We start from the raw sequence: 19,381 nt of genomic DNA, 5'->3' as shown, positions 1-19,381 counted from the left end.
GGGAACAATGGAGGTCTGTACCAGTGCAGAGCTGGATGGTGTCGGTTGCCTCACAGCCGGGCAACCAGTTCGGATGAACAGACCGGGCCCAGACGGGCACGCCCATTGTGGAGGGAGCACTCGATGGCGGCGATGAAGCCCCGGACCGGAGACGGTCCACTGGAAGCAACCAAGGAGGGGCGCGGCATCGTGATGCGGGTACCACTGGAGGGCGGTGGCCGGCTCGTCGTCGAACTCACCCCGGAAGAGGCGGCCGCACTCGGTGACGAACTGCGGGGCGTCACCGCCTAGCGCGAGGCTTCGGTCCGGCCGCGAGCGCGCGGCCGGACCGCTATCCAGACACCTTCCGGTAGATCTCCAGCGTCTGCTCGGCGATGTGCGCCCAGGAGAACTCGTCGATGCAGCGCTGCCGGCCCGCGACACCATACGCACGGGCCCGCTGCGGGTCGGCGACCAGCGTATTGACGGCCTCCGCGAGGCCGCGCTCGAACTCCACGGCGTCGCTCGGGTCGTAGTGCACCAGCAGCCCGGTGCGTTGATCATCGACCACCTCGGGGATCCCGCCGACGTCGGAGGCCACCACCGCGGTCGAGCAGGCCATCGCCTCGAGGTTCACGATCCCCAACGGCTCATACACCGACGGGCACACGAAAGTGGTTGCTGCCGAAAGTATTTCGCGGATCTTGGGGGTGGGTAGCATTTCGCGAACCCAGAACACGCCCGAGCGCGCCGCCGAAAGTGCCTGAACCGCCGAGGCCACCTCCTCGGCGATCTCCGGGGTGTCCGGCGCGCCCGCGCACAGCACCAACTGGACCTCCGGGGCGAAGTGATGGGCCGCTGCCACCAGGTGGGCGACCCCCTTCTGACGGGTGATCCGGCCGACGAAGGCGACGATCGGCCGGCCGGCGTCGACGCCGAGTTCGGCGAGCACCGATTCGCCATCCTGCGCCGGAGCCGGATACCAGACATCGGTGTCGATACCGTTGCGCACGACGTGCACCCGGTCGGGGTCCAGCGTCGGATAGGCGCGCAGCACGTCGTGGCGCATCCCGGAGCTGACGGCGATCACCGCGTCGGCGGCCTCGACGGCCGTCTTCTCCACCCACGACGAGATGCGGTAGCCGCCGCCGAGTTGCTCTGCCTTCCACGGGCGCATGGGTTCCAGCGAATGCGCGGTGAGCACGTGCGGTACCCCGTAGAGCAGGGCGGAAAGGTGTCCGGCCATCCCGGCGTACCAGGTGTGCGAATGCACCACCGTGGCCGCCGCCGCGGCGTTGACCATGTTCAGATCGGCCGACAGGGTCGCCAGCGCAGCATTGGCACCGGTCAGCGCCGGATCGGGCTGGGCCACCGTCACGCCTGGCCGGGGGGTCCCCATGCAGTGGACGTCGACCTCGCAGAGGTGCCGCAACTGCGCGACGAGCTCCGTGACGTGGACGCCCGCACCGCCGTAGACCTCGGGTGGGTATTCCCGAGTCATCATCGCCACCCGCATGCACCAGACGGTATCCAAAATCTCGGTCGGTCGCGTCGCATCACCAATTGTCTTGACAGCCCGCCGCCTTGCTGTCAAAAGTGCGAATGGCTGGCCCTGGTTGCTGCTGGCCGATAGGTTTGAACCATGAGGGAAGCGCCACACGTGCTGGGCATCGTCCTGGCCGGCGGGGAGGGCAAACGGCTGTACCCGCTGACAGCCGACCGAGCCAAGCCCGCTGTGCCTTTCGGGGGCGCCTACCGCCTGATCGATTTCGTCCTGTCGAACCTCGTCAACGCCCGGTATCTGCGAATCTGTGTTCTCACCCAATACAAGTCGCATTCGCTGGATCGGCACATCTCGCAGAACTGGCGGCTATCGGGGCTTGCCGGCGAGTACATCACGCCGGTGCCGGCGCAGCAGCGCCTCGGCCCGCGGTGGTACACGGGTTCGGCGGATGCCATCTACCAGTCGATGAACCTGATCTACGACGAGGACCCGGACTACATCGTCATCTTCGGGGCCGACCACGTCTACCGGATGGACCCCGAGCAGATGGTCCAGGCCCACATCGAGAGCGGGGCCGGGGCGACGGTCGCCGGAATCAGGGTCCCGCGCGCCGAGGCGACCGCGTTCGGGTGCATCGATGCTGACGACTCCGGTCGGATCCGGTCGTTCATCGAGAAGCCGGCCGACCCCCCGGGTACTCCGGACGACCCCGAGCAGACCTTTGTGTCCATGGGCAACTACATCTTCACCACCAAGGTGCTGATCGACGCGATCCGCGCCGACGCCGACGACGACGATTCCGATCACGACATGGGTGGCGACATCATCCCGCGCCTGGTCGAGGACGGCATGGCGGCGGTGTACGACTTCAACAACAACGAGGTGCCCGGGGCCACCGAGCGTGACCACGGCTACTGGCGTGACGTGGGGACCCTCGACGCCTTCTACGACGCCCACATGGATCTGGTGTCCGTACACCCGATCTTCAACCTCTACAACAAGCGCTGGCCGATCCGTGGGGGCGCCGAGAACCTCGCACCCGCCAAGTTCGTCAACGGCGGCTCGGCGCAGGAGTCCGTCGTCGGGGCGGGCAGCATCATATCGGCTGCGTCGGTGCGCAATTCGGTGTTGTCGAGCAACGTGGTCGTCGACGACGGCGCGATCGTGGAGGGAAGCGTCGTCATGCCGGGGGCTCGGGTCGGCCGCGGCGCGGTGGTCCGGCACGCGATCCTGGACAAGAACGTGGTGGTGGGTCCGGGCGAGATGGTCGGTGTCGACCTCGAGAAGGACCGCGACCGGTTTTCGGTGAGCGCCGGCGGCGTGGTCGCGGTCGGCAAGGGCGTGTGGATCTAGGACACGGCGCGGTGAGCGCGCCCGGCGGCTATCGGGTCGGCTGACCCGCCCCGGCGCGGCGGCGCCTGCGGATCATCCTGACCGCCAGCCAGGCCAGCACGATCGCGGCCACCAGCACGAGCACCGGCACCAGGATCGCCAGGAAGACCAGCGTGACGCTGGCGATGTCCTCCACGGTGCTCAGCACCGGAGCGGCCGTTCCCGCGGTCGCGACGTTGGCCGCGGGCCGCACCGTGGACTTGGTCAGCGACACCACCAGCGCGACGATCACCCCGATCGCCACCGGAATCCACTGACCCGACTGAGCGAAGGCACCCGGATCGGTGACCGCCGCCGTCTGCGCCGCGGTGCCGGAACCGAACACGATGCCGCCGGCGGTCGGGCGGACGAACGTCTGAATGGTGTCGTTGATGCTGTCGAGCGCGGGAATCTTGTCGGCGACGACCTCCACCACCAGCAGCGCCGCGACGATCGCCATCACCCAGCCGTTCTCCAGCCAAGCCCAGCCCGGCGGCAGGGTCACCAGATCGGTGAACCGGGCCAGCAGACCGAGGGCGAGCAGCGGGATATAGGCGTTGAGCCCGGCCGCCGTCGCCAGGCCGAGGCCCGTGAGCAGTTCCATCCCACCAGTATGCGGCGTTTGCGCCGCCGGCCGACCCTCACCACACCCCGGGTATGACGCGGTAGCGCACCCGATGCATGTACTCGCGGTACCCGGGCAGACCGGCGAGCATCGCCTTCTCCTCGTCGAGGATGCGCACCGCCAGTACCGGCGGGAACGTCAGCGCCACCACCAGCAGGCCCCACAACGAGCCGAGGGCCGGCGGGATGCCGACGGTGAGCACCAGCGATGCGGCGTACATGGGGTGGCGCACCACCCCGTACATGCCGGTCGACACCAGTGGTTGGTCGTCTTCGACGGTGATGCTGGCCCCCGCGTAGTTGTTCTGCACCACCACCAGCTGAGCCACCACCAGGCCGGTCCCGACCAGCATGTCGCCGGCCAACACCAGCCACACCGGCACCGCCGACCAGCCGAACCGCCAGTCCAGCGCGCTGATCACCAGCACCGCCAGGGTGGACGCGGCGGCCGCGCAGATGACGACCCGCTGCGCGGGGCGGGTTTCGGCGGTGGGGCCGACATTGAGCCTGCGCTGCAGCGCAGCGGGGCTGCGCACCGCGAGATACCCCGAGGGCACCAGTGTGCACACCACGAACACCGCGATGAACAGCCAACCCTGCCGGTAGTGCAGGGTGCCGGCAGGCAGGAACAGCGCGGCACCGAGCACCAGCAGGCCGATCGTCGCCGATGCGGCCATCTGCAGCCCGATCTTCACCGCGACCTCCTCAGGCCGCGTCGCGGCGCCGGTACAGCCACCCGGCCAGCAGGGCCAACGTGACCGCCACCGCCACCATCACGGCCATCGACCCGACGGGGACGTCGGTGGGCGCCGTGGTGCGCCCGACCGGGGACAGGTCGATCAGCCAGCGCGGCAGCCGCAGCAGGGCGCCGAGGTAGAGCGCCGTGATGACGAAGGTGACGGCCAGCCAGGCGATCCAGGTCTGTCGCACCGCGACGGCCAGCGCTGCGATACCGGCCAGCACCGCCAGCGCAGGCAGGTACGCCAGGGCGGCCAGCGTCAGCCGCGGCACGGTCGGCGGCTGCCCGAGGGTGACCCCGGCGCCCAGCCCGTTGCCCAGCCCGGCGAAGAACATCAGCACCGCCGCCCCGAGGACCGCGGCCGCCACCGCGGACAGCAGCCACCGCCACCGCGACACCGCACCGGCCAGCACCGCCTCGCCGAGCCCGGACTCCTCGTCGGCGTACACCCGCAGCACCGCCGACGTGACGAATGCGCACGCCGCGGCCGCGAGGAACTGCGTCATCGTGGTGAAGATGCCGTCGTTGCCCTGCGCCGAGAGCAGCCGGGCGATCAGCTCGTTGTCCGCGGCGGCGTCGCGCAGCGACGTGGTCATCGATCCGAATGCCAGACCCGACAGGAACAGGCCGGCCGACCAGCCGATCATGGATCCGCGCTGGAGCACCAGGTGCAGGTGCAGCACCCCCCGCACGGGGTGCGCGCCGGGCCGCTCGCCGGTCGACGCGATCGTGCCGTCGTCGTACTGCCTGCGCACCTCGAGCAGCCCGGCCAGCGCGATCAACGCGAGGGTCAGCAGGATCAGCAGGGCCAGCGGCCACCAACGCAGATCGACGAACGATCGCATCTGCTGGGCCCACGCGATGGGGGAGAACCAGCTCAGGATGCTGCCCGAGTTGTCGACCACATCGCCCACACCGCGAACCAGCGCGGCCAGCCCGAGCGCGGCCATCGCCGCACCGGTGGCCGCCCGCGCAACCCGCCACAGCTGTGCGGTCACCGCCGCGACCGCGCCGAACACCCCGGCCACCGCGGTCACGCCGAGGCACATCGCCGCGGTGTCGCGCACCGCGAACCCGCTCGCCGCCATCGCGATCGTCATCGCGACGGCGAGCGTGGTGTTGGCGATCCCGACCACGGTCAGGGCCGCGGTGGTACGGGCGTACCGGCCGACCGGAGCGGCCAGCACCAGTTCGGCGGCGCCGCCCTCCTCTTCGGCGCGGGTGTGGCGAATCACCGTGAGAATGGCGAGGATCGACGCGGCGACGATCAGCGTCAGCATCAGCTCGTTGGCCATCATCGCGCCGAGGTCGGTTTCGTCGCCGCCGAACATTGGGCCGCCGAGCATGATGCCCGCCGGAGTCCTGAGAAGGTCGACGCGGGCCTGGCGCTGCGCCTCGCCCGGGTAGGCGAGCCTGATCGCGTTGGGCGCATACACCATCGTCAGGGTCAGCGCCGCGACCCAGATCGACAACCGCACCCGGTCTCGGCGCAGCGCCAGGCGTACCAGGTCGGCGGTCCCGGTGAACGGCGATCCCGACGGTGCGGCCGCATGCCGCCCGCCCCGGGACGGGATGGTGGCCGCGGTGGCGGTGGCGTTCACCGGCCGGCCCCCTCATACTCGCTGAGGAACATGTCCTCCAGCGACGCCGGAGCCACCGTCAGCTCGTCGATGCCCAGGGCGGTCAGGTCGGACATCGCGCGATCCAGATCGTCGCGGTAGACCGAGAAGTGCACCCGCCCGTCTTCGGCCCGCAGATCGTGGACGTAGGGAGTGTGCGCCAGGTGCCCGCCGTCGCCGCGCACCCGCGCCGACACGGTGGTCGCCATCAGGTGGCGCATCTGCCGAAGCGTCCCGGATCGCACCGATCGGCCCGACCGGATGATCGTCACGCTGTCGCAGAGCTTTTCCACCTCGGCGAGGATGTGGCTGGACAGCAGCACGGCCGCACCCTGGCCGGCGACTTCGCGGACGCATTGCTGGAACCGCCTTTCCATCAACGGATCCAGGCCCGACGTCGGTTCGTCGAGGACGAACAGTTCGCTTCGGGTGCTGAACGCCGCGACGATGGCCACCTTCTGCCGGTTGCCCTTGGAGTAGGTGCGGGCTTTCTTGTACGGGTCGAGTTCGAAGCGCTCGATCAGCTCGTCGCGGCGTGCGGTGTCGAGGGCCTCGTCGCCGCGCAGCCGCGCCAGGAAGTCCATCGCCTGCATGCCGGTCAGGTTGGGCCAGAGCGTGACGTCGCCCGGCACGTAGGCGATCCGGCGGTGCAGGCGCACCGCGTCGCGCCAGGGATCACCGCCGAGCAGGCGGACGGTGCCGCTGTCGGCGCGCAGCAGTCCGAGCAACACCCGGATAGCGGTCGACTTGCCCGCGCCGTTGGGGCCGAGGAAGCCGGCGACCTCGCCTGCGGCGACGGTGAGGTCGAGCCCGTCGAGCGCCCTGGTGTGGCCGAAGGACTTCGACAGCCCGCGGATCTCGACGGCGGTGCCGTTGTCAGTCATCGTCAACCCTCTCTGCGGATGTGAAGGGAACTCCCTGCCTGCGCTTCTCGAGGAACGCGTCGTACATCGTCGAGTCGGCCATCAGGCCGTTGGTGTAGAGCTCCAGGGCGGGCAGCACCATCTCCTCGCCGTAGTCGTGCAGGACCGCGCGCAGGTTCGTCGGGTCGTCGTGCATCTGCAGGTACAGCAGGAAACCGCCGCCGCCCGCCATCGCCAGGAACCGGGCCCGGGCCCGTGGGTCGATGCTCGGTTTGATGGTGCCGGCCCGCACGCCGGCCTCGATGTACTGCTGGGTGTTGTCGATCATGGTGCGCCACAGCGTCTTCGCCAGCTCCCCACCGGTCTGCAGGCTGCGCACCAGGTAGGCCATCATCGGCGCGTAGTCCTCGATCTCGGCCATCTGCGCGAACCAGGTCGCGGTGTCCGAAGTCTGGATCGCCTCGGTCTTGGAGGCCAGGATGGTGGCGGCGATGTGTTCGTCGCACGCCTTGCGCAGGCCCTCCTTGGAGCCGAAATGGTGGATGACGAGTCCCGGGCTGACACCCGCCGCGGTCGCGATCGCGCGCACGCCCACCGCAAACCCGTCCCGGCCGAACAGGTCGATGGCCGCATCCCGGATCCGCGCCGCGGCGGTCAGATCCTGTGCTGAACGCATGTTCAATACACTAAACGGTGGTTTAGTCAGCGGTCAAGCACGTCCCGCGGAGATGGAGCCGGACAGCTAGTCGCGTGCGGCGGCGAGCAACCCGTCGCCGAGCGGGATCAGCACCGGGGTCAGTCGCTCGTCCTCGGCGATCAACCGCGCCGCCTCGCGTACCGCGCTCACCTCGGTGTCGTTGGCCGACGCGTCACCGGCCCGGCCGCCGAGTGCGGCCCGGTGCACGATGATGGCGCCGCCCGGGCGGAGCAGGCGCACCCCCTCGACGACGAACTGCGGCTGGTCGGCCGGGTCGGCGTCGATGAACACCAGGTCGTAGGACTCGTCGGCCAGTCGGGTGAGCACCTCCTGGGCGCGGCCGCTGATCAGCCGGGTGCGGCCCGGGCCCACGCCGGCCTCGGTGAACGCCTGCTTGGCGATGCGCTGGTGCTCGGGCTCCACGTCGATCGTCGTCAGCACGCCGTCCTCGCGCATACCCGAAAGCAGCCACAACCCGCTGACCCCGGCTCCGGTGCCCACCTCGACGACCGCGCGGGCGTTGGTCAGCTTGGCCAGAACGCACAGCAGCGCCCCGACCGCGGGCGTCACCGCGCCTGCGCCGATGTCGACCGCGCGCTCCCTGGCCGCGGCCACGATCGCGTCCTCGGAGATGGAATGTTCGGCGTGGGCGACGATCGCCTCGGCCTGACTCGCCCGCGGTGCCGGTTCGCGGGAGCCGGTCTCCGGCTCGTCGGTGCTGGCCATGCCCGCAGCGTAGAGCGAACCGGTCACCCCCGGGGTGCGACACGCCCGGCCCGAGCAGCGAGAATGGGGTCTTCGGGGCGAAGTTTCCGCTGGTGGGAAAAGGGGTAGAAATCTTTCTCAGGAAATGTTCAGTTTGCTCATATGCCCACCACACCACCACGGGAGACGGTGTTCGCATGACAGATGGCGCATCTGGCGATGGTCGGCGCTTCGGGAACACACCGGCACCTCGGCGTGTTGTCGATATCGAGCGGCCGGCCGATGAGCGCTGCCGTCACGACCTGGAGGATCCGACGACCACTGTGCCAGCCTCTCCCGTCTCTGCGCCTGTCTCGATGGCCCACCTCGAGCAGTACACCGATGCCGAATGGGTTGAGCCGGCCGATGAGCTGACCGGGACGGCCGTGTTCGACGCGACCGGCGACAAGACCACGATGCCCAGCTGGGACGAGCTGGTCCGTCAGCACGCCGACCGGGTCTACCGGCTCGCCTACCGCCTGTCCGGCAACCAGCACGACGCGGAGGACCTGACCCAGGAGACCTTCATCAGGGTGTTCCGCTCGGTGCAGAACTACCAGCCCGGCACCTTCGAGGGGTGGTTGCACCGCATCACCACCAACCTGTTCCTGGACATGGTCCGCCGCCGCGGCCGGATCCGCATGGAGGCGCTGCCCGAGGACTACGACCGGGTGCCCGCCGACGAGCCGAACCCCGAGCAGATCTACCACGACTCCCGGTTGGGGCCCGACCTGCAGGCCGCGCTCGACTCGCTGCCGCCGGAGTTCCGCGCCGCGGTCGTGCTGTGCGACATCGAGGGACTGTCCTACGAGGAGATCGGAGCCACGCTCGGCGTCAAACTCGGCACCGTGCGCAGCCGTATCCACCGTGGCCGGCAGGCGCTGCGTGATCACCTGGCACGGCACCCCGGCGGTGCGACCGGTCCGCGCGACATGGCCGCATCGGCCTGACCGTCTTGCGCCGGCGCACAGCCAGCCGCGCTACATTCGGAGAAGGCCACCGGTGTGACCTGACAGGGAGTCGAGAGGAGCTGGGCGATGTTCGAACCCGGGCACGCGTTCCGGCGCGCCTTCTCCTGGCTCCCATCGCAATTCGCCTCGCAGAGTGACGGCCCCGTCGGGCCTCGGCAGTTCGGGTCGACCGAGCACCTCTCCACCGAGGCGATCGCCGCGTTCGTCGACGGCGAGTTGCGCATGAGCGCCCACCTGCGGGCCGCCCATCATCTGTCGCTGTGCCAGGAGTGCGCGGTCGAGGTCGACGCCCAGCGTCAGGCCCGCGCGGCGTTGCGGGATTCCTGTCCGGTTGACATGCCGAGTTCTCTGCTTGGCCTGTTGTCGCAGATCCCGAACCGCGCGCCGGCCGATCCGCCAGATCCCGCCGCGACGGCGCAGTTAGCTGAAGAGGTCGAGCGCGTCCGCCGTAAGCGCCGGTAAGGTAGAGGTTTGAGCCGATCCTCCGGTGTGGGCCGGCGCTCGTCGGCGTCGCGCTGTGGGGTGTCGACGGGTTCGACGGGGTTCGACGGATGCCGAGTGATATCGAGAAGGGCGATGAACGGGTGACCAATCTGGACCAGTCCGGTCGGGAGCGGCTGGAGCCGCGCCCCGTGTCGCGTCCACCGGTTGATCCGGCGGCCCAGCGAACGTTCGGCAGGCCCTCCGGTGTGGACGGCTCCTTCCTGGGCGCCGACCAGCACCGCGACCAGGGCCGGTACGCGCCCAAGGACCTGGCGCCGGACCCGGTACTCGCCGAGGCGTTCGGTAGGCCCGCTGCGAGCGGTGACTCCCTGCAACGCCACCCCGCCGATGCCGGCGCGCTGGATCCGGACTCCGATGACGCGTTCGGTGACGCCGATGACCCATGGCGCAATCCGGGTGCGCCGGTCGGGCTGGGGACTCCGGCGCTCGCGCCGACGGCCGCCGCACCGTCGACCGCTCCGACCGGGAAGCTCGGCGTGCGCGACGTGCTCTTCGGCGGCAAGGTCTCCTACGTCGCGCTGGCGGTGCTGGCCATCGTCGCGCTGGTGATCGGGGTGGCCGGTGGCTGGGTCGGCCGTAAGACCGCCGAGGTCGTCGAGGCGTTCACCACGTCGAAGGTGACGCTGCAGACCAGCGACGTCCCCGCAGAGGACGGCGGGCAGTTCGCCAACGTCGCGTCCGCGGTGGCCGACTCGGTGGTGACCATCGAGGCCACCAGTGACACCGAGGGTTCGCAAGGGTCTGGCGTCGTCGTCGACGGCCGCGGCTACATCGTCACCAACAACCACGTGATCTCCGAGGCCGCCACCAACCCGAGCAAGTTCAAGATCGCGGTGGTGTTCAACGACGGCACCGATGTTCCGGCGAACCTGGTCGGTCGCGACCCGAAGACCGATCTCGCGGTGCTCAAGGTCGACAACGTCGACAATCTCGTCGTCGCCCGGCTCGGCGATTCGGAGAAGCTCCAGGTCGGCGAGTACGTGATCGCCGCCGGCGCGCCGTTGGGGCTGCGCAGCACGGTCACCCACGGCATCATCAGCGCCCTGCACCGGCCGGTGCCGCTGTCCGGGGACGGCTCCGACACCGACACCGTCATCGACGGCGTGCAGACCGACGCGTCGATCAACCACGGCAACTCCGGCGGCCCGCTGATCAACATGAACGCCGAAGTCATCGGGATCAACACCGCAGGCAAGTCGCTTTCCGACAGCGCCAGCGGTCTGGGGTTCGCGATCCCGGTCAACGAGGTCAAGCGCGTCGTGGAGAAGCTGATCGAGCAGGGCAAGATCGCCCACCCGACGTTAGGGCTGACGGCACGCTCGGTGAGCAACGATCTCGCCCAGGGCGCCCAGATCGCCAACGTGACGGCCGGCGGTCCCGCCGAGCGGGCCGGCATCCTGGAGAACGATGTCGTCATCAAGGTGGGCGACCGTACCGTCGCCGACGCCGACGAGTTCGTCGTCGCCGTGCGCCAGCTCGAGATCGGTCAGCCGGCCCCCATCGAGGTTGTCCGCGACGGCCGCACGGTCACCCTCACGGTGACCCCTGGTGCCGACAACAGCACGTAGCGATGTTCTCCAACGTCGGCTGGGGCGAGATGCTCGTCCTCGTGATCGCGGGTCTGGTCATCCTCGGGCCGGAGCGGCTGCCCGGTGCCATCCGGTGGACGGCGGGTGCGCTGCGGCAGGCCCGTGACTACGTCACCGGCGCGACGGCACAGCTGCGTGAGGATCTCGGCCCCGACTTCGACGACCTCCGCGAACCGCTCTCGGAGCTGCAGAAGCTGCGCGGCATGACCCCGCGCGCCGCGCTGACCAAGCATCTGCTCGACGGAGACGACTCCATCTTCACCGGCAGGTTCGATGCGGCGGACAAGCCGGTGTCGCCGGACGCGCCAAAGCCCGTCACGGCCGCGGATGCATCGAAGCCGGTGGCGCCAGCGCCGCCGGCGGAACCCGGCGCCACGAAGTTCGATACCGACGCCACCTGACCTTTCGCCGAAATCGCATTCCAGCAGCGAAAGACCGAGTGCGGGCCCGCCGGAATGCCATTTCGGCGGACAACGTCAGCGGCCGGCGGGGTCCAGCCCGAGCGACATGCCTGCCAGCCCACGCTTGCGGCTCGACAGCGCATCGGCGACCTTCTGCAGTTCCTTGCCGGCCGGCGAGTCCGGCGCGCTGAGCACCACCGGAGTTCCGGTGTCGCCCGCACCGACCAGCCCCGGATCGAGCGGAACCTGACCCAGCAGCGGCACCTCCGCGCCGACGGAGCGCGACAGGCTCTCGGCGACCTGGCGGCCACCGCCCTCGCCGAACATCTTGATCAGCGGCCCGTCGACCATGTTCTCCACCACGCCGGCGATGCGCTGGCGGGTCTGCAGCGCGATCGCCCCGGCCCGCTCGGCAACCTCGGCGGCCGCCAGCTGCGGGGTCGTCACCACCAGGATCTCCGCGCCCGGGATCAGCTGCGACACCGAGATCGCGATGTCCCCGGTGCCGGGCGGCAGGTCGAGCAGCAGCACGTCCAGATCACCCCAGTACACGTCGGCCAGGAACTGCTGCAACGCCCGGTGCAGCATCGGTCCGCGCCACACCACCGGGGTGTTGCCCTGGGTGAACATCGCGATCGAGATGACCCGGACGTCGTGGGCGATGGGCGGCAGGATCATCGAGTCGACCTGGGTGGGGCGATCGGTCGTGCCCATCATCCGGGGAACCGAGTGCCCGTAGATGTCGGCGTCGAGCAGCCCGACGGACAGTCCGCGCGCGGCCATCGCGGCGGCCAGGTTCACCGTGACGCTGGACTTGCCGACCCCGCCCTTGCCCGAGGCGACGGCGTACACCCGGGTCAGCGATCCGGGCTGGGCGAACGGGATGACCGGTTCGCGGGAATCGCCACGCAGCTGTTTGCGCAGTTCGGCGCGCTGCTCGTCGTCCATCACGTCGAGGCTCACCCGCACCGCGCCGGTGCCGGGCACGTCGCTGACGACCCGGCTCACCCGTTCGGAGATCTCGGTCTTCTTCGGGCAGGCGGCGGTGGTGAGGTAGACCTCGACGTGCACGGAGCCGTCGTGCCCTACGGTGACGTTCTTGACCATGCCGAGCTCGGTGATCGGACGCCGCAACTCGGGGTCGATCACCTTGGCCAACGCGGCGCGGACGGCCGATTCCAGGTCAGTCGCAGTGGGAGACATCGTCTGCGAGTCTATGCCGCCGACCGACCCAGGCCCGAATGCGGGCCGGTGACCTCAGCCGACCGGGCCCGGCGCAGGCCCGGGAGCGGGTGGCAGCCCGATGACCGGCGGTGCCACCGGGTCGGCAAGGAACGCCGGCCCGGGCGGCGGCGCAGCGGGAAGTAACGGCCCGGGCGGCGGCGCAGCGGGCAGTAGCGGCCCGGCCGCCGGGGCCGCGGGCAGACCCGGGAGGACCGGCCCCGGTGCCACGGCGGGCGGAGCGGCCGGCGGGAGATTGTCCTTGATGCAGAACACCGCGCAGTCGGGCCGCTGCTGTGGTGGCGGCTGCATCCACGGCGGCAGCCACGCCGGCGGCGGGGCCGGCTCGGGCGCCGCCAGAGGGGCGGGCGCGGGGCCGGGCAGCGGGCCCAGCGACTGGCCCGGCGCGAAGCCGGGGACGTTCGTGTTGAGCAGGCCGGCGACGTCGGTGCGCCCCATGGCCGGCAGCAGCGACAACGGATCATTGGCGGGCAGGCCGGTCGCGTTCAGCGGTAGACCCGGCCCGATTCCGCCGGGCTGGTTGAGGTGGGCGTTCGCGGCGGTGCCGCCGCCGCTGGCGAGCACCGGGACCGGCCCGGTGATCGGCGGCAGGTCGACGGGGACCACCCCGGTGGCGTAGGAGGCGGCCCAGCTGAGCACGTTGCGCGCGTAGGCCACCGAGTTGTTGTAGCGCAGGATGGCGGCCATCACGTCGGGCTGGTTGCGCAGGTTCAGCCCGCCGCTGCACAGGTAACGGGCCGCGGCCAGCGATGCGTCGAACAGGTTCTGGACGTCGGCCTTGCCGTCGCCGTCGCCGTCGGAGGCGTAGCGCGACCAGGTGCCGGGCAGGAACTGCATCGGGCCCAGCGCCCTGGCGTAGACCACCCGGTCGGCGGTGCGACTCTGCACGATCACCTCGTTGCCGGGCAGCGTGCCGTCCAGGGCGGGGCCGTAGATCGGCCGGACCGCGGTGCCGCGTGCGTCGGTCGCGCCGCCGTTGGCGTGCATCGATTCGACGCGCCCGATACCGGCCAGCAGGTTCCAGCTCACCCCGCAGCCGGGATAGGCGGTGGCCATCATGCTCTCGGCGTTGCGGTAGGCAGCCAGCGCCATCGACGGAATCCGCAGCGTTCCCGGAGCGTTGACGACCGCCGCCGGGGGCGGCCCGGAGATCGGGGAGCCGACGATGTGCAGCGCGGGCGGCGTCTTGGCGACCGCGACCACCGCCACGCCGGACGGGCCGTCGACCTCGGGTTCGACGGCGGCCAGCGGCAGCACCGCGGCGTCCTGGCCCGCGGCAAGGGTCGACGGGGCCGAGGCGCCGACGGCGCCGGCCAGCAGCAGCGGCGTGAGGACAGCGGCGACGCCGACGACCGGCATGCGGACGACCTGTCCCGCTCGACTCCGCGCTGCTCGGAGGGCCGAGCGTCCTCCCTTGTGCACTCAACCGTCCTCGGTGTCGGATCGCCTGTGAACCAAGTCACCATACCCATTGGGGCACGAGTGTGTAACGGCAATCGCACAGCCGTGTCAGCCGGACTTCTTGGTGCGCTTCTCGGCGGCGTCCGATTTGCCCGGTTCGTCGGGTCCGGTGGGCGGGTGCAAGTCGGTGATCAGGTCGCGGATCTCCTCGAGTTCGCGGCGGAGATAGTCGCGGGTGGCGACCTCGCCGACGGCCAGGCGCAGCGCCGCCAGCTCGCGCGCGAGGTATTCGGTGTCGGCCTTGGTCTGGGTGGCGCGTCGCCGGTCTTCCTCCAGCGCCACCCGGTCCCGGTTCTCCTGCCGGTTCTGGGCGAGCAGGATCAGCGGGGCGGCGTAGGCGGCCTGGGTGGAGAACGCGAGGTTCAACAGGATGAACGGGTAGGGATCCCATTGCCAGGCGAACGCGCCGAAGTTCAGCAGGATCCACAGGATCACGACGATGGTCTGGATCGCGAGGTAGCGGCCGGTGCCCAGGAAGCGCGCGATGCGTTCGCTGAACCGTCCGACGGCCTCGACGTCCAGCCGCGGGGCGATCGAGCGCGACACCCGTGGCGTGTCCAGCCGCTGACGGGCCGAGGACTCGCTCATGAGGCGCCTTCGGCAGTCACGATCACCGGTTCGGCCTCGCGTTCACGCCAGTCGTCGGGAAGCAGATGGTCGAGCACGTCATCGACCGACACAGCGCCGAGGAGGTGGTTTTCGTCGTCCACCACTGGTCCGCACACCAGGTTGTACGCCGCGAAGTAGCGGGTCAGTGCGCCCAGCGAATCCTCCGGCCGCAGACTCGGCAGGTCGCTGTCGAGGATCCCGCTGACCAGGGCGGCGGGCGGTTCACGCAACAGGCGCTGCAGATGCACGCAGCCCAGGTAGCGACCGGTGGGGGTTGCGGTCGGCGGGCGCACCACGAACACCAGCGTCGCCACCGCCGGAGTGAGATCCGGATCACGCACGCGCGCAAGGGCTTCCGCCACCGTGGTGTCCGGCGCTAGCACGATGGGCTCGGATGTCATCAGGCCGCCCGCGGTATTCGGCGAGTGGCTCAGCAGTCGCCGGACGTCCTCGGAATCCTCGGGATCCATCCGGCGCAGGAACTGTTCGGCATCCGCGGGCGTCATCGTTCCCAGCAGGTCGGCGGCGTCGTCGGGATCCATCGCCTCGAGCACGTCGGCCGCGCGCTCGGCCTTGAGCTGCTGCAGCACCGCGAGCTGTTCGTCCTCCGGCAGTTCCTGCAGCACGTCGGCGAGCCGCTCGTCGTCGAGTGCCTTGACCACCTCGTAGCGCCGTTTGGGGGGCAGCTCGCGGATCGCGTCGGCGACCTCGATGGGTCGCTGGCCCTGGAACTGCTCGAGCAGTTGGGCGACCCCCTGGTCGGGCATTGCCAGGCCCGACGGGGTGAGACCCTGCACGTGCTGCCAGTCGACGGTGTGGACGTTGCTGCGACGGCCCAGCCTGCGTTGCGGCCGCACCGCGACCTTGGTGACCATCCAGTCGCGGGTGCGGCTCTGTTCGATACCGAGATCGACGACGATCACGTCGATGCCGGCCAGTTGCGGCAGATCGGGGTCGTCGACGCGCACGCGGGTCTCGATCACCTGCCCGAGAACGAGGACCTCGCCGGGCCGCTGCGAGAAGCGGCGCAGTGACACGTTGCCGGTGGACAGCGTCACCGCTCCCGGCTCGATCGCGGTGACCCGCAGGATCGGGACGAAAATCCTTCTACGGGTGAGCAACTCGACGACCAGGCCGAGCACCCGGGGTTGTTGCCGCACGATCGTGATGCCGATGACGACGTCGCGCACACGACCGATCGACTCGCCGTCGGGGCCGAGCACCACCATTCCCGCGAGTCGGGCCGCGTAGACCCTGTTGACCGACGACATGGTTGTCAAGGGTAGAGAGTGTTGTTGTGGAAAACCGGTATCGACCCCGCCGCACGTGCCTGTCCGTGCCGGGCAGCAGCCCCAAGATGATCCAGAAGGCCAAGAGCCTGCCTGCCGACCAGGTATTCCTCGACCTGGAGGACGCCGTGGCCGCGGACGCGAAACCCGAGGCGCGGCTGCGGGTCGCCGGTGCGCTGACCGAGCCGGGGTGGGCCGGTCAGCTGCGCGGTGTGCGGGTCAACGACTGGACCACCCCCTGGACACACGCCGACGTCATCGAGGTGGTCGGCCGGGCCGGCGCGGTGCTGGACATCGTGGTGTTGCCCAAGGTCACCGACGTCTCGCACGTGCATGCCCTGGATCTGCTGCTGGGTCAACTGGAGGCAGCCCACGGGCTGCCGGTCGGCAGGATCGGGATCGAGGCGCAGATCGAGGACGCCAGCGGCCTGACCAATGTCGACGCGATCGCCGCGGCACCGCGGGTCCAGGCGCTGGTGCTCGGTCCCGCCGACCTGATGGCGAGCCTGAACATGCGCACCCTGGAGGTCGGTGAACAACCGCTGGGTTACCACGAGGGCGACGCGTATCACCATGTGCTGATGCGCATCCTGGTCGCCGCCCGGGCCAACGGCATCGCCGCGATCGACGGGCCGTACCTGAAGGTGCGCGACGTGGACGCCTTCCGCCGGGTTGCCGGGCGTTCGGCCGCACTCGGGTACGACGGCAAATGGGTACTGCACCCGGATCAGATCGCGGCGGGAAACGAGATCTTCAGCCCGCGCCAGGAGTCCTACGATCACGCCGAGCTGATCCTGGAGGCCTACGAGTGGCACACCTCGCGGGCGGGCGGGGCCAGGGGGGCGGTGATGCTCGGTGACGAGATGATCGACGAGGCCAGCCGCAAGATGGCGCTCGTGATCGCGGGCAAGGGCCGCGCGGCGGGCATGCAGCGCACCGGTGAGCGATTCCATCCGCCGGTCTGACCGGTGCGACGGGGTGCTGCCCGCCGGTCATGGCGTGCTATCGCTCGTCAGAAGCTGATGGCGTTGAACATCCACACCAGGTTGATCAGCAGGCTCACCCCACCGACGACGATGCCCGCCACCGCCAGACCGTGGCCACCCTGGCGGGTCTGCTTGATCTGGTTGAGCGCGATGATGCCGAGCACGATCCCGACGATCGACCCGAGCCCGCAGCACACGCCGACGATCGATGCCACCAGCGAGGCGATGGCCAGCTGGTTGGTCCCGGGCTGTGGCGGAGTGCCGTAGCCGTATTCGGTGCCGGGGTAGCCGCCCGCGGTGTACGGCGGTGGCGGGGGATAGGACGGTTCCCCGGGGCCGGGGTACGGCGGCGGCGCTCCCGCGTCGGGATAGGTCGGCGGGTACCCGGGGGGCGGCGGCGGGTAGCCCGGTGGGGGGAAGTCTCCCGAGGGGGGCACGTATCCCGCAGGCGGCGGGTAGTCCGATGCAGGCAAGTCTCCGGACGGGGGCGCGTACCCCGACGGCGGATAGGCCGGCGGGGGCTGGTATCCCGGCGGTGGTGGTGGCTGGCTGTAGGCCGGAATCGTCTCGTCCGACGACGGTGTTGGCGGTGTCGGCGACCCCTGGGAATCCTCGATCGGGGGCGGCTCGTATGCACCCGAGGAGGGCTCGGACCCACCGGCGGTGGAATCGGAAGACTCGATTCGGCCTGCGTCGTCGTCCGGATTTGTCATGCTGATCAACCTAGCCTAAGTGCAGGAAACCCGAGGTGGGCGCGAGCGGGGCACCATTGGCGTGTCTGCGGCGTTGACCCTGTGGACGAGAACGAATACATGCAGACGCGCACGTGGTCGCCACGTCATCGAAGGAGTTCAGACCCATGACCAGCCCGTTCCAGCCCGGACAGAAACCCGGTGTGGCACCTGGCGCAGCAGCGTCGGGGCGCGGCCGTGCGGCAGGCCTGCCCACGCCGCCCAAGGGGTGGCCGATCGGCTCTTATCCCACCTATGCCGAGGCGCAACGCGCCGTCGACTATCTGTCGGATCAGCAGTTCCCGGTCCAGCAGGTGACGATCGTCGGTGTCGATCTGATGCAGGTCGAACGGGTCACCGGACGGTTGACCTGGCCCAAGGTCCTCGGTGGCGGGGTGCTGACCGGCGCCTGGCTGGGCCTGTTCATCGGCCTGATCCTGGGCTTCTTCGGCAATCCATGGAGCGCGTTGATCACCGGCCTGATCGCCGGTGTGTTCTTCGGCTTGATCACCTCGGCGGTCCCCTACGCGATGGCGCGCGGCACAAGAGATTTCAGCTCGACCATGCAGTTGGTGGCCGGGCGCTACGACGTGCTGTGCGACCCCCAGGGCGCCGAGCAGGGCCGGGATCTGCTGGCGCGCTTGACGATCTGATTTCCGGCGGCTGGGGGCACCTCCCGTCCGCGAGCGAGCGTGTCTGAACGCGCCACGCCGGTCGCAGTCGCGCTTACGCGCACCCTCACGGCCGGCGAACGCGCGCTGCTGCGCGGATGTGCGGATGTTGCGCAGGTCGTCGCCGGGCATCTACGGTGTGGCCTCGATGGGTGAGATCGTTCTGGACCGGGTGACCGGCGACCGGTGAGCGACGACGTTCTGGATCGGGTTCGGGCACATCTGCGCGAGCACTTCGCGGTGGAGCCCGACGAGGCCGCCATAACGTTCCTCGGCGCCGAGCGCATCGGCATCATGCGGTTCTTCGTATCGGAAGATGTTGCTGCGCAATATATTTCGGTGGGCTGTTCACGGCATCCGATAGTCGATCCGGCCGAGTTGCTCTCCGATCCGGTGCGCGGTCCGCGCGCCGAGGTCGTCGTCGCGCTGCGCGGCCCGCCGCCGAAGGGGCTGGCGCGGTCGATCGCGGTGGTCGCCGCGGCGCCCACGGTCGAGGGGTTGGTGCTGGAACCGGGTGCGCTGGTCGACCTCGAGACGCCGTTGTGGCAGGGGGCGCCGTTCACCGCGTTCCTGCTGGGCGACAGCGATATCGGCGACGTGGTGTTGCCCGAACCGATGTCGCCGGTGGTGCTGCTCTCGGCGGTGCCGATCACCGCGACGGAGGCGGCCTGGGTGCGGCTGAAGGGGGCGGACGCGATGCGCGAGGCGTGGCTGCAGGACGGGGTGGACACCACCGACCCACGGCGGCGGGCCGCCGATCCGGCGTGAGCGGCGGGCCGCCAATCCG

General features: G+C 70.0%; 21 protein-coding genes. 9 read left to right on the top strand and 12 right to left on the bottom strand.

What is annotated here, in order from left to right; genetic code table 11:
• Positions 1-123: 123 nt before the first annotated feature.
• The gene (locus JDV09_RS10310) at positions 124-291 is read left to right on the top strand and encodes a DUF3117 domain-containing protein (protein WP_221369018.1); all 168 of its coding nucleotides are present in this window, start codon (positions 124-126) and stop codon (positions 289-291) included.
• 40 nt (positions 292-331) lie between these two features.
• Here the strand turns inward: JDV09_RS10310 and glgA are convergent, their stop codons facing one another.
• The gene (glgA, locus tag JDV09_RS10305; RefSeq protein WP_221369017.1) at positions 332-1,495 is read right to left on the bottom strand and encodes a glycogen synthase; all 1,164 of its coding nucleotides are present in this window, start codon (positions 1,493-1,495) and stop codon (positions 332-334) included.
• Between the two features lie 126 nt (positions 1,496-1,621).
• Between glgA and glgC the strand changes: the two genes are divergently transcribed.
• The gene (gene glgC / locus JDV09_RS10300) at positions 1,622-2,836 is read left to right on the top strand and encodes a glucose-1-phosphate adenylyltransferase (protein WP_221369016.1); all 1,215 of its coding nucleotides are present in this window, start codon (positions 1,622-1,624) and stop codon (positions 2,834-2,836) included.
• 28 nt (positions 2,837-2,864) lie between these two features.
• Here the strand turns inward: glgC and JDV09_RS10295 are convergent, their stop codons facing one another.
• The 6 genes from JDV09_RS10295 to JDV09_RS10270 form a co-directional block, all read right to left on the bottom strand.
• Complete coding sequence (locus JDV09_RS10295; RefSeq protein WP_221369015.1) at positions 2,865-3,458, bottom strand: DUF4126 domain-containing protein; 594 nt, start codon at positions 3,456-3,458, stop codon at positions 2,865-2,867.
• Positions 3,459-3,495: 37 nt separating this feature from the next.
• Positions 3,496-4,173, bottom strand: coding sequence for a methyltransferase family protein (locus JDV09_RS10290; RefSeq protein WP_221369014.1), 678 nt, complete (start codon positions 4,171-4,173; stop codon positions 3,496-3,498).
• Between the two features lie 10 nt (positions 4,174-4,183).
• Positions 4,184-5,818: an ABC transporter permease gene (locus JDV09_RS10285; RefSeq protein ID WP_372452888.1), complete on the bottom strand. Its 1,635-nt coding sequence runs from the start codon at positions 5,816-5,818 to the stop codon at positions 4,184-4,186.
• The gene (locus tag JDV09_RS10280) at positions 5,815-6,720 is read right to left on the bottom strand and encodes an ABC transporter ATP-binding protein (RefSeq protein WP_221369013.1); all 906 of its coding nucleotides are present in this window, start codon (positions 6,718-6,720) and stop codon (positions 5,815-5,817) included. Before JDV09_RS10280 ends, JDV09_RS10285 begins: the two co-directional genes overlap by 4 nt.
• Positions 6,713-7,375: a TetR/AcrR family transcriptional regulator gene (locus JDV09_RS10275; RefSeq protein ID WP_221369012.1), complete on the bottom strand. Its 663-nt coding sequence runs from the start codon at positions 7,373-7,375 to the stop codon at positions 6,713-6,715. Before JDV09_RS10275 ends, JDV09_RS10280 begins: the two co-directional genes overlap by 8 nt.
• Positions 7,376-7,441: 66 nt before the next feature.
• Positions 7,442-8,122, bottom strand: a complete 681-nt coding sequence (locus JDV09_RS10270; protein WP_221369011.1) for an O-methyltransferase — start codon at positions 8,120-8,122, stop codon at positions 7,442-7,444.
• A gap of 176 nt (positions 8,123-8,298) precedes the next feature.
• Between JDV09_RS10270 and sigE the strand changes: the two genes are divergently transcribed.
• The 4 genes from sigE (at position 8,299) to tatB (ending at position 11,605) form a co-directional block, all read left to right on the top strand.
• Positions 8,299-9,090, top strand: a complete 792-nt coding sequence (sigE, locus tag JDV09_RS10265) for an RNA polymerase sigma factor SigE (protein WP_221369010.1) — start codon at positions 8,299-8,301, stop codon at positions 9,088-9,090.
• Between the two features lie 87 nt (positions 9,091-9,177).
• Entirely contained in the window at positions 9,178-9,573 is a 396-nt protein-coding gene (rseA, locus tag JDV09_RS10260; protein WP_221369009.1) for an anti-sigma E factor RseA, read from the top strand.
• A 122-nt stretch (positions 9,574-9,695) separates the two neighbouring features.
• Positions 9,696-11,183, top strand: a complete 1,488-nt coding sequence (htrA, locus tag JDV09_RS10255; protein ID WP_308124079.1) for a serine protease HtrA — start codon at positions 9,696-9,698, stop codon at positions 11,181-11,183.
• 2 nt (positions 11,184-11,185) lie between these two features.
• Complete coding sequence (gene tatB / locus JDV09_RS10250; protein WP_221369007.1) at positions 11,186-11,605, top strand: Sec-independent protein translocase protein TatB; 420 nt, start codon at positions 11,186-11,188, stop codon at positions 11,603-11,605.
• 75 nt (positions 11,606-11,680) lie between these two features.
• Here tatB and JDV09_RS10245 read toward each other — a convergent pair whose 3' ends face one another.
• From JDV09_RS10245 to JDV09_RS10230, 4 genes are all read right to left on the bottom strand, one after another.
• On the bottom strand, positions 11,681-12,808 hold the full coding sequence (locus JDV09_RS10245; protein ID WP_221369006.1) for an Mrp/NBP35 family ATP-binding protein: 1,128 nt from the start codon (positions 12,806-12,808) through the stop codon (positions 11,681-11,683).
• 54 nt (positions 12,809-12,862) lie between these two features.
• On the bottom strand, positions 12,863-14,206 hold the full coding sequence (locus tag JDV09_RS10240; RefSeq protein WP_221369005.1) for a lytic transglycosylase domain-containing protein: 1,344 nt from the start codon (positions 14,204-14,206) through the stop codon (positions 12,863-12,865).
• Between the two features lie 150 nt (positions 14,207-14,356).
• A complete protein-coding gene (locus tag JDV09_RS10235; RefSeq protein ID WP_221369004.1) occupies positions 14,357-14,896 on the bottom strand; it encodes a DUF1003 domain-containing protein in 540 nt (179 codons plus the stop codon).
• A complete protein-coding gene (locus JDV09_RS10230; RefSeq protein ID WP_221369003.1) occupies positions 14,893-16,188 on the bottom strand; it encodes a magnesium transporter MgtE N-terminal domain-containing protein in 1,296 nt (431 codons plus the stop codon). Before JDV09_RS10230 ends, JDV09_RS10235 begins: the two co-directional genes overlap by 4 nt.
• A gap of 26 nt (positions 16,189-16,214) precedes the next feature.
• Here JDV09_RS10230 and JDV09_RS10225 point away from each other — a divergent pair, with 26 nt between their 5' ends.
• Entirely contained in the window at positions 16,215-17,171 is a 957-nt protein-coding gene (locus JDV09_RS10225; protein WP_221369002.1) for an HpcH/HpaI aldolase/citrate lyase family protein, read from the top strand.
• A gap of 47 nt (positions 17,172-17,218) precedes the next feature.
• Here JDV09_RS10225 and JDV09_RS10220 read toward each other — a convergent pair whose 3' ends face one another.
• Complete coding sequence (locus JDV09_RS10220) at positions 17,219-17,905, bottom strand: DUF4190 domain-containing protein (protein ID WP_221369001.1); 687 nt, start codon at positions 17,903-17,905, stop codon at positions 17,219-17,221.
• 146 nt (positions 17,906-18,051) lie between these two features.
• Between JDV09_RS10220 and JDV09_RS10215 the strand changes: the two genes are divergently transcribed.
• Positions 18,052-18,576: a general stress protein gene (locus JDV09_RS10215; RefSeq protein WP_221369000.1), complete on the top strand. Its 525-nt coding sequence runs from the start codon at positions 18,052-18,054 to the stop codon at positions 18,574-18,576.
• Between the two features lie 204 nt (positions 18,577-18,780).
• Positions 18,781-19,362 (top strand): suppressor of fused domain protein, encoded by a 582-nt coding sequence (locus JDV09_RS10210; protein WP_221368999.1) that lies wholly within the window; start codon positions 18,781-18,783, stop codon positions 19,360-19,362.
• Positions 19,363-19,381: the final 19 nt, after the last annotated feature.

Origin of the sequence: Mycolicibacterium xanthum (assembly GCF_019710635.1) — a bacterium.
Taxonomy (GTDB): Bacteria; Actinomycetota; Actinomycetes; order Mycobacteriales; family Mycobacteriaceae; genus Mycobacterium; species Mycobacterium xanthum.
Note: the sequence above shows the minus strand (reverse complement) of the source record. Positions and strands in the feature narration are given on the sequence as shown.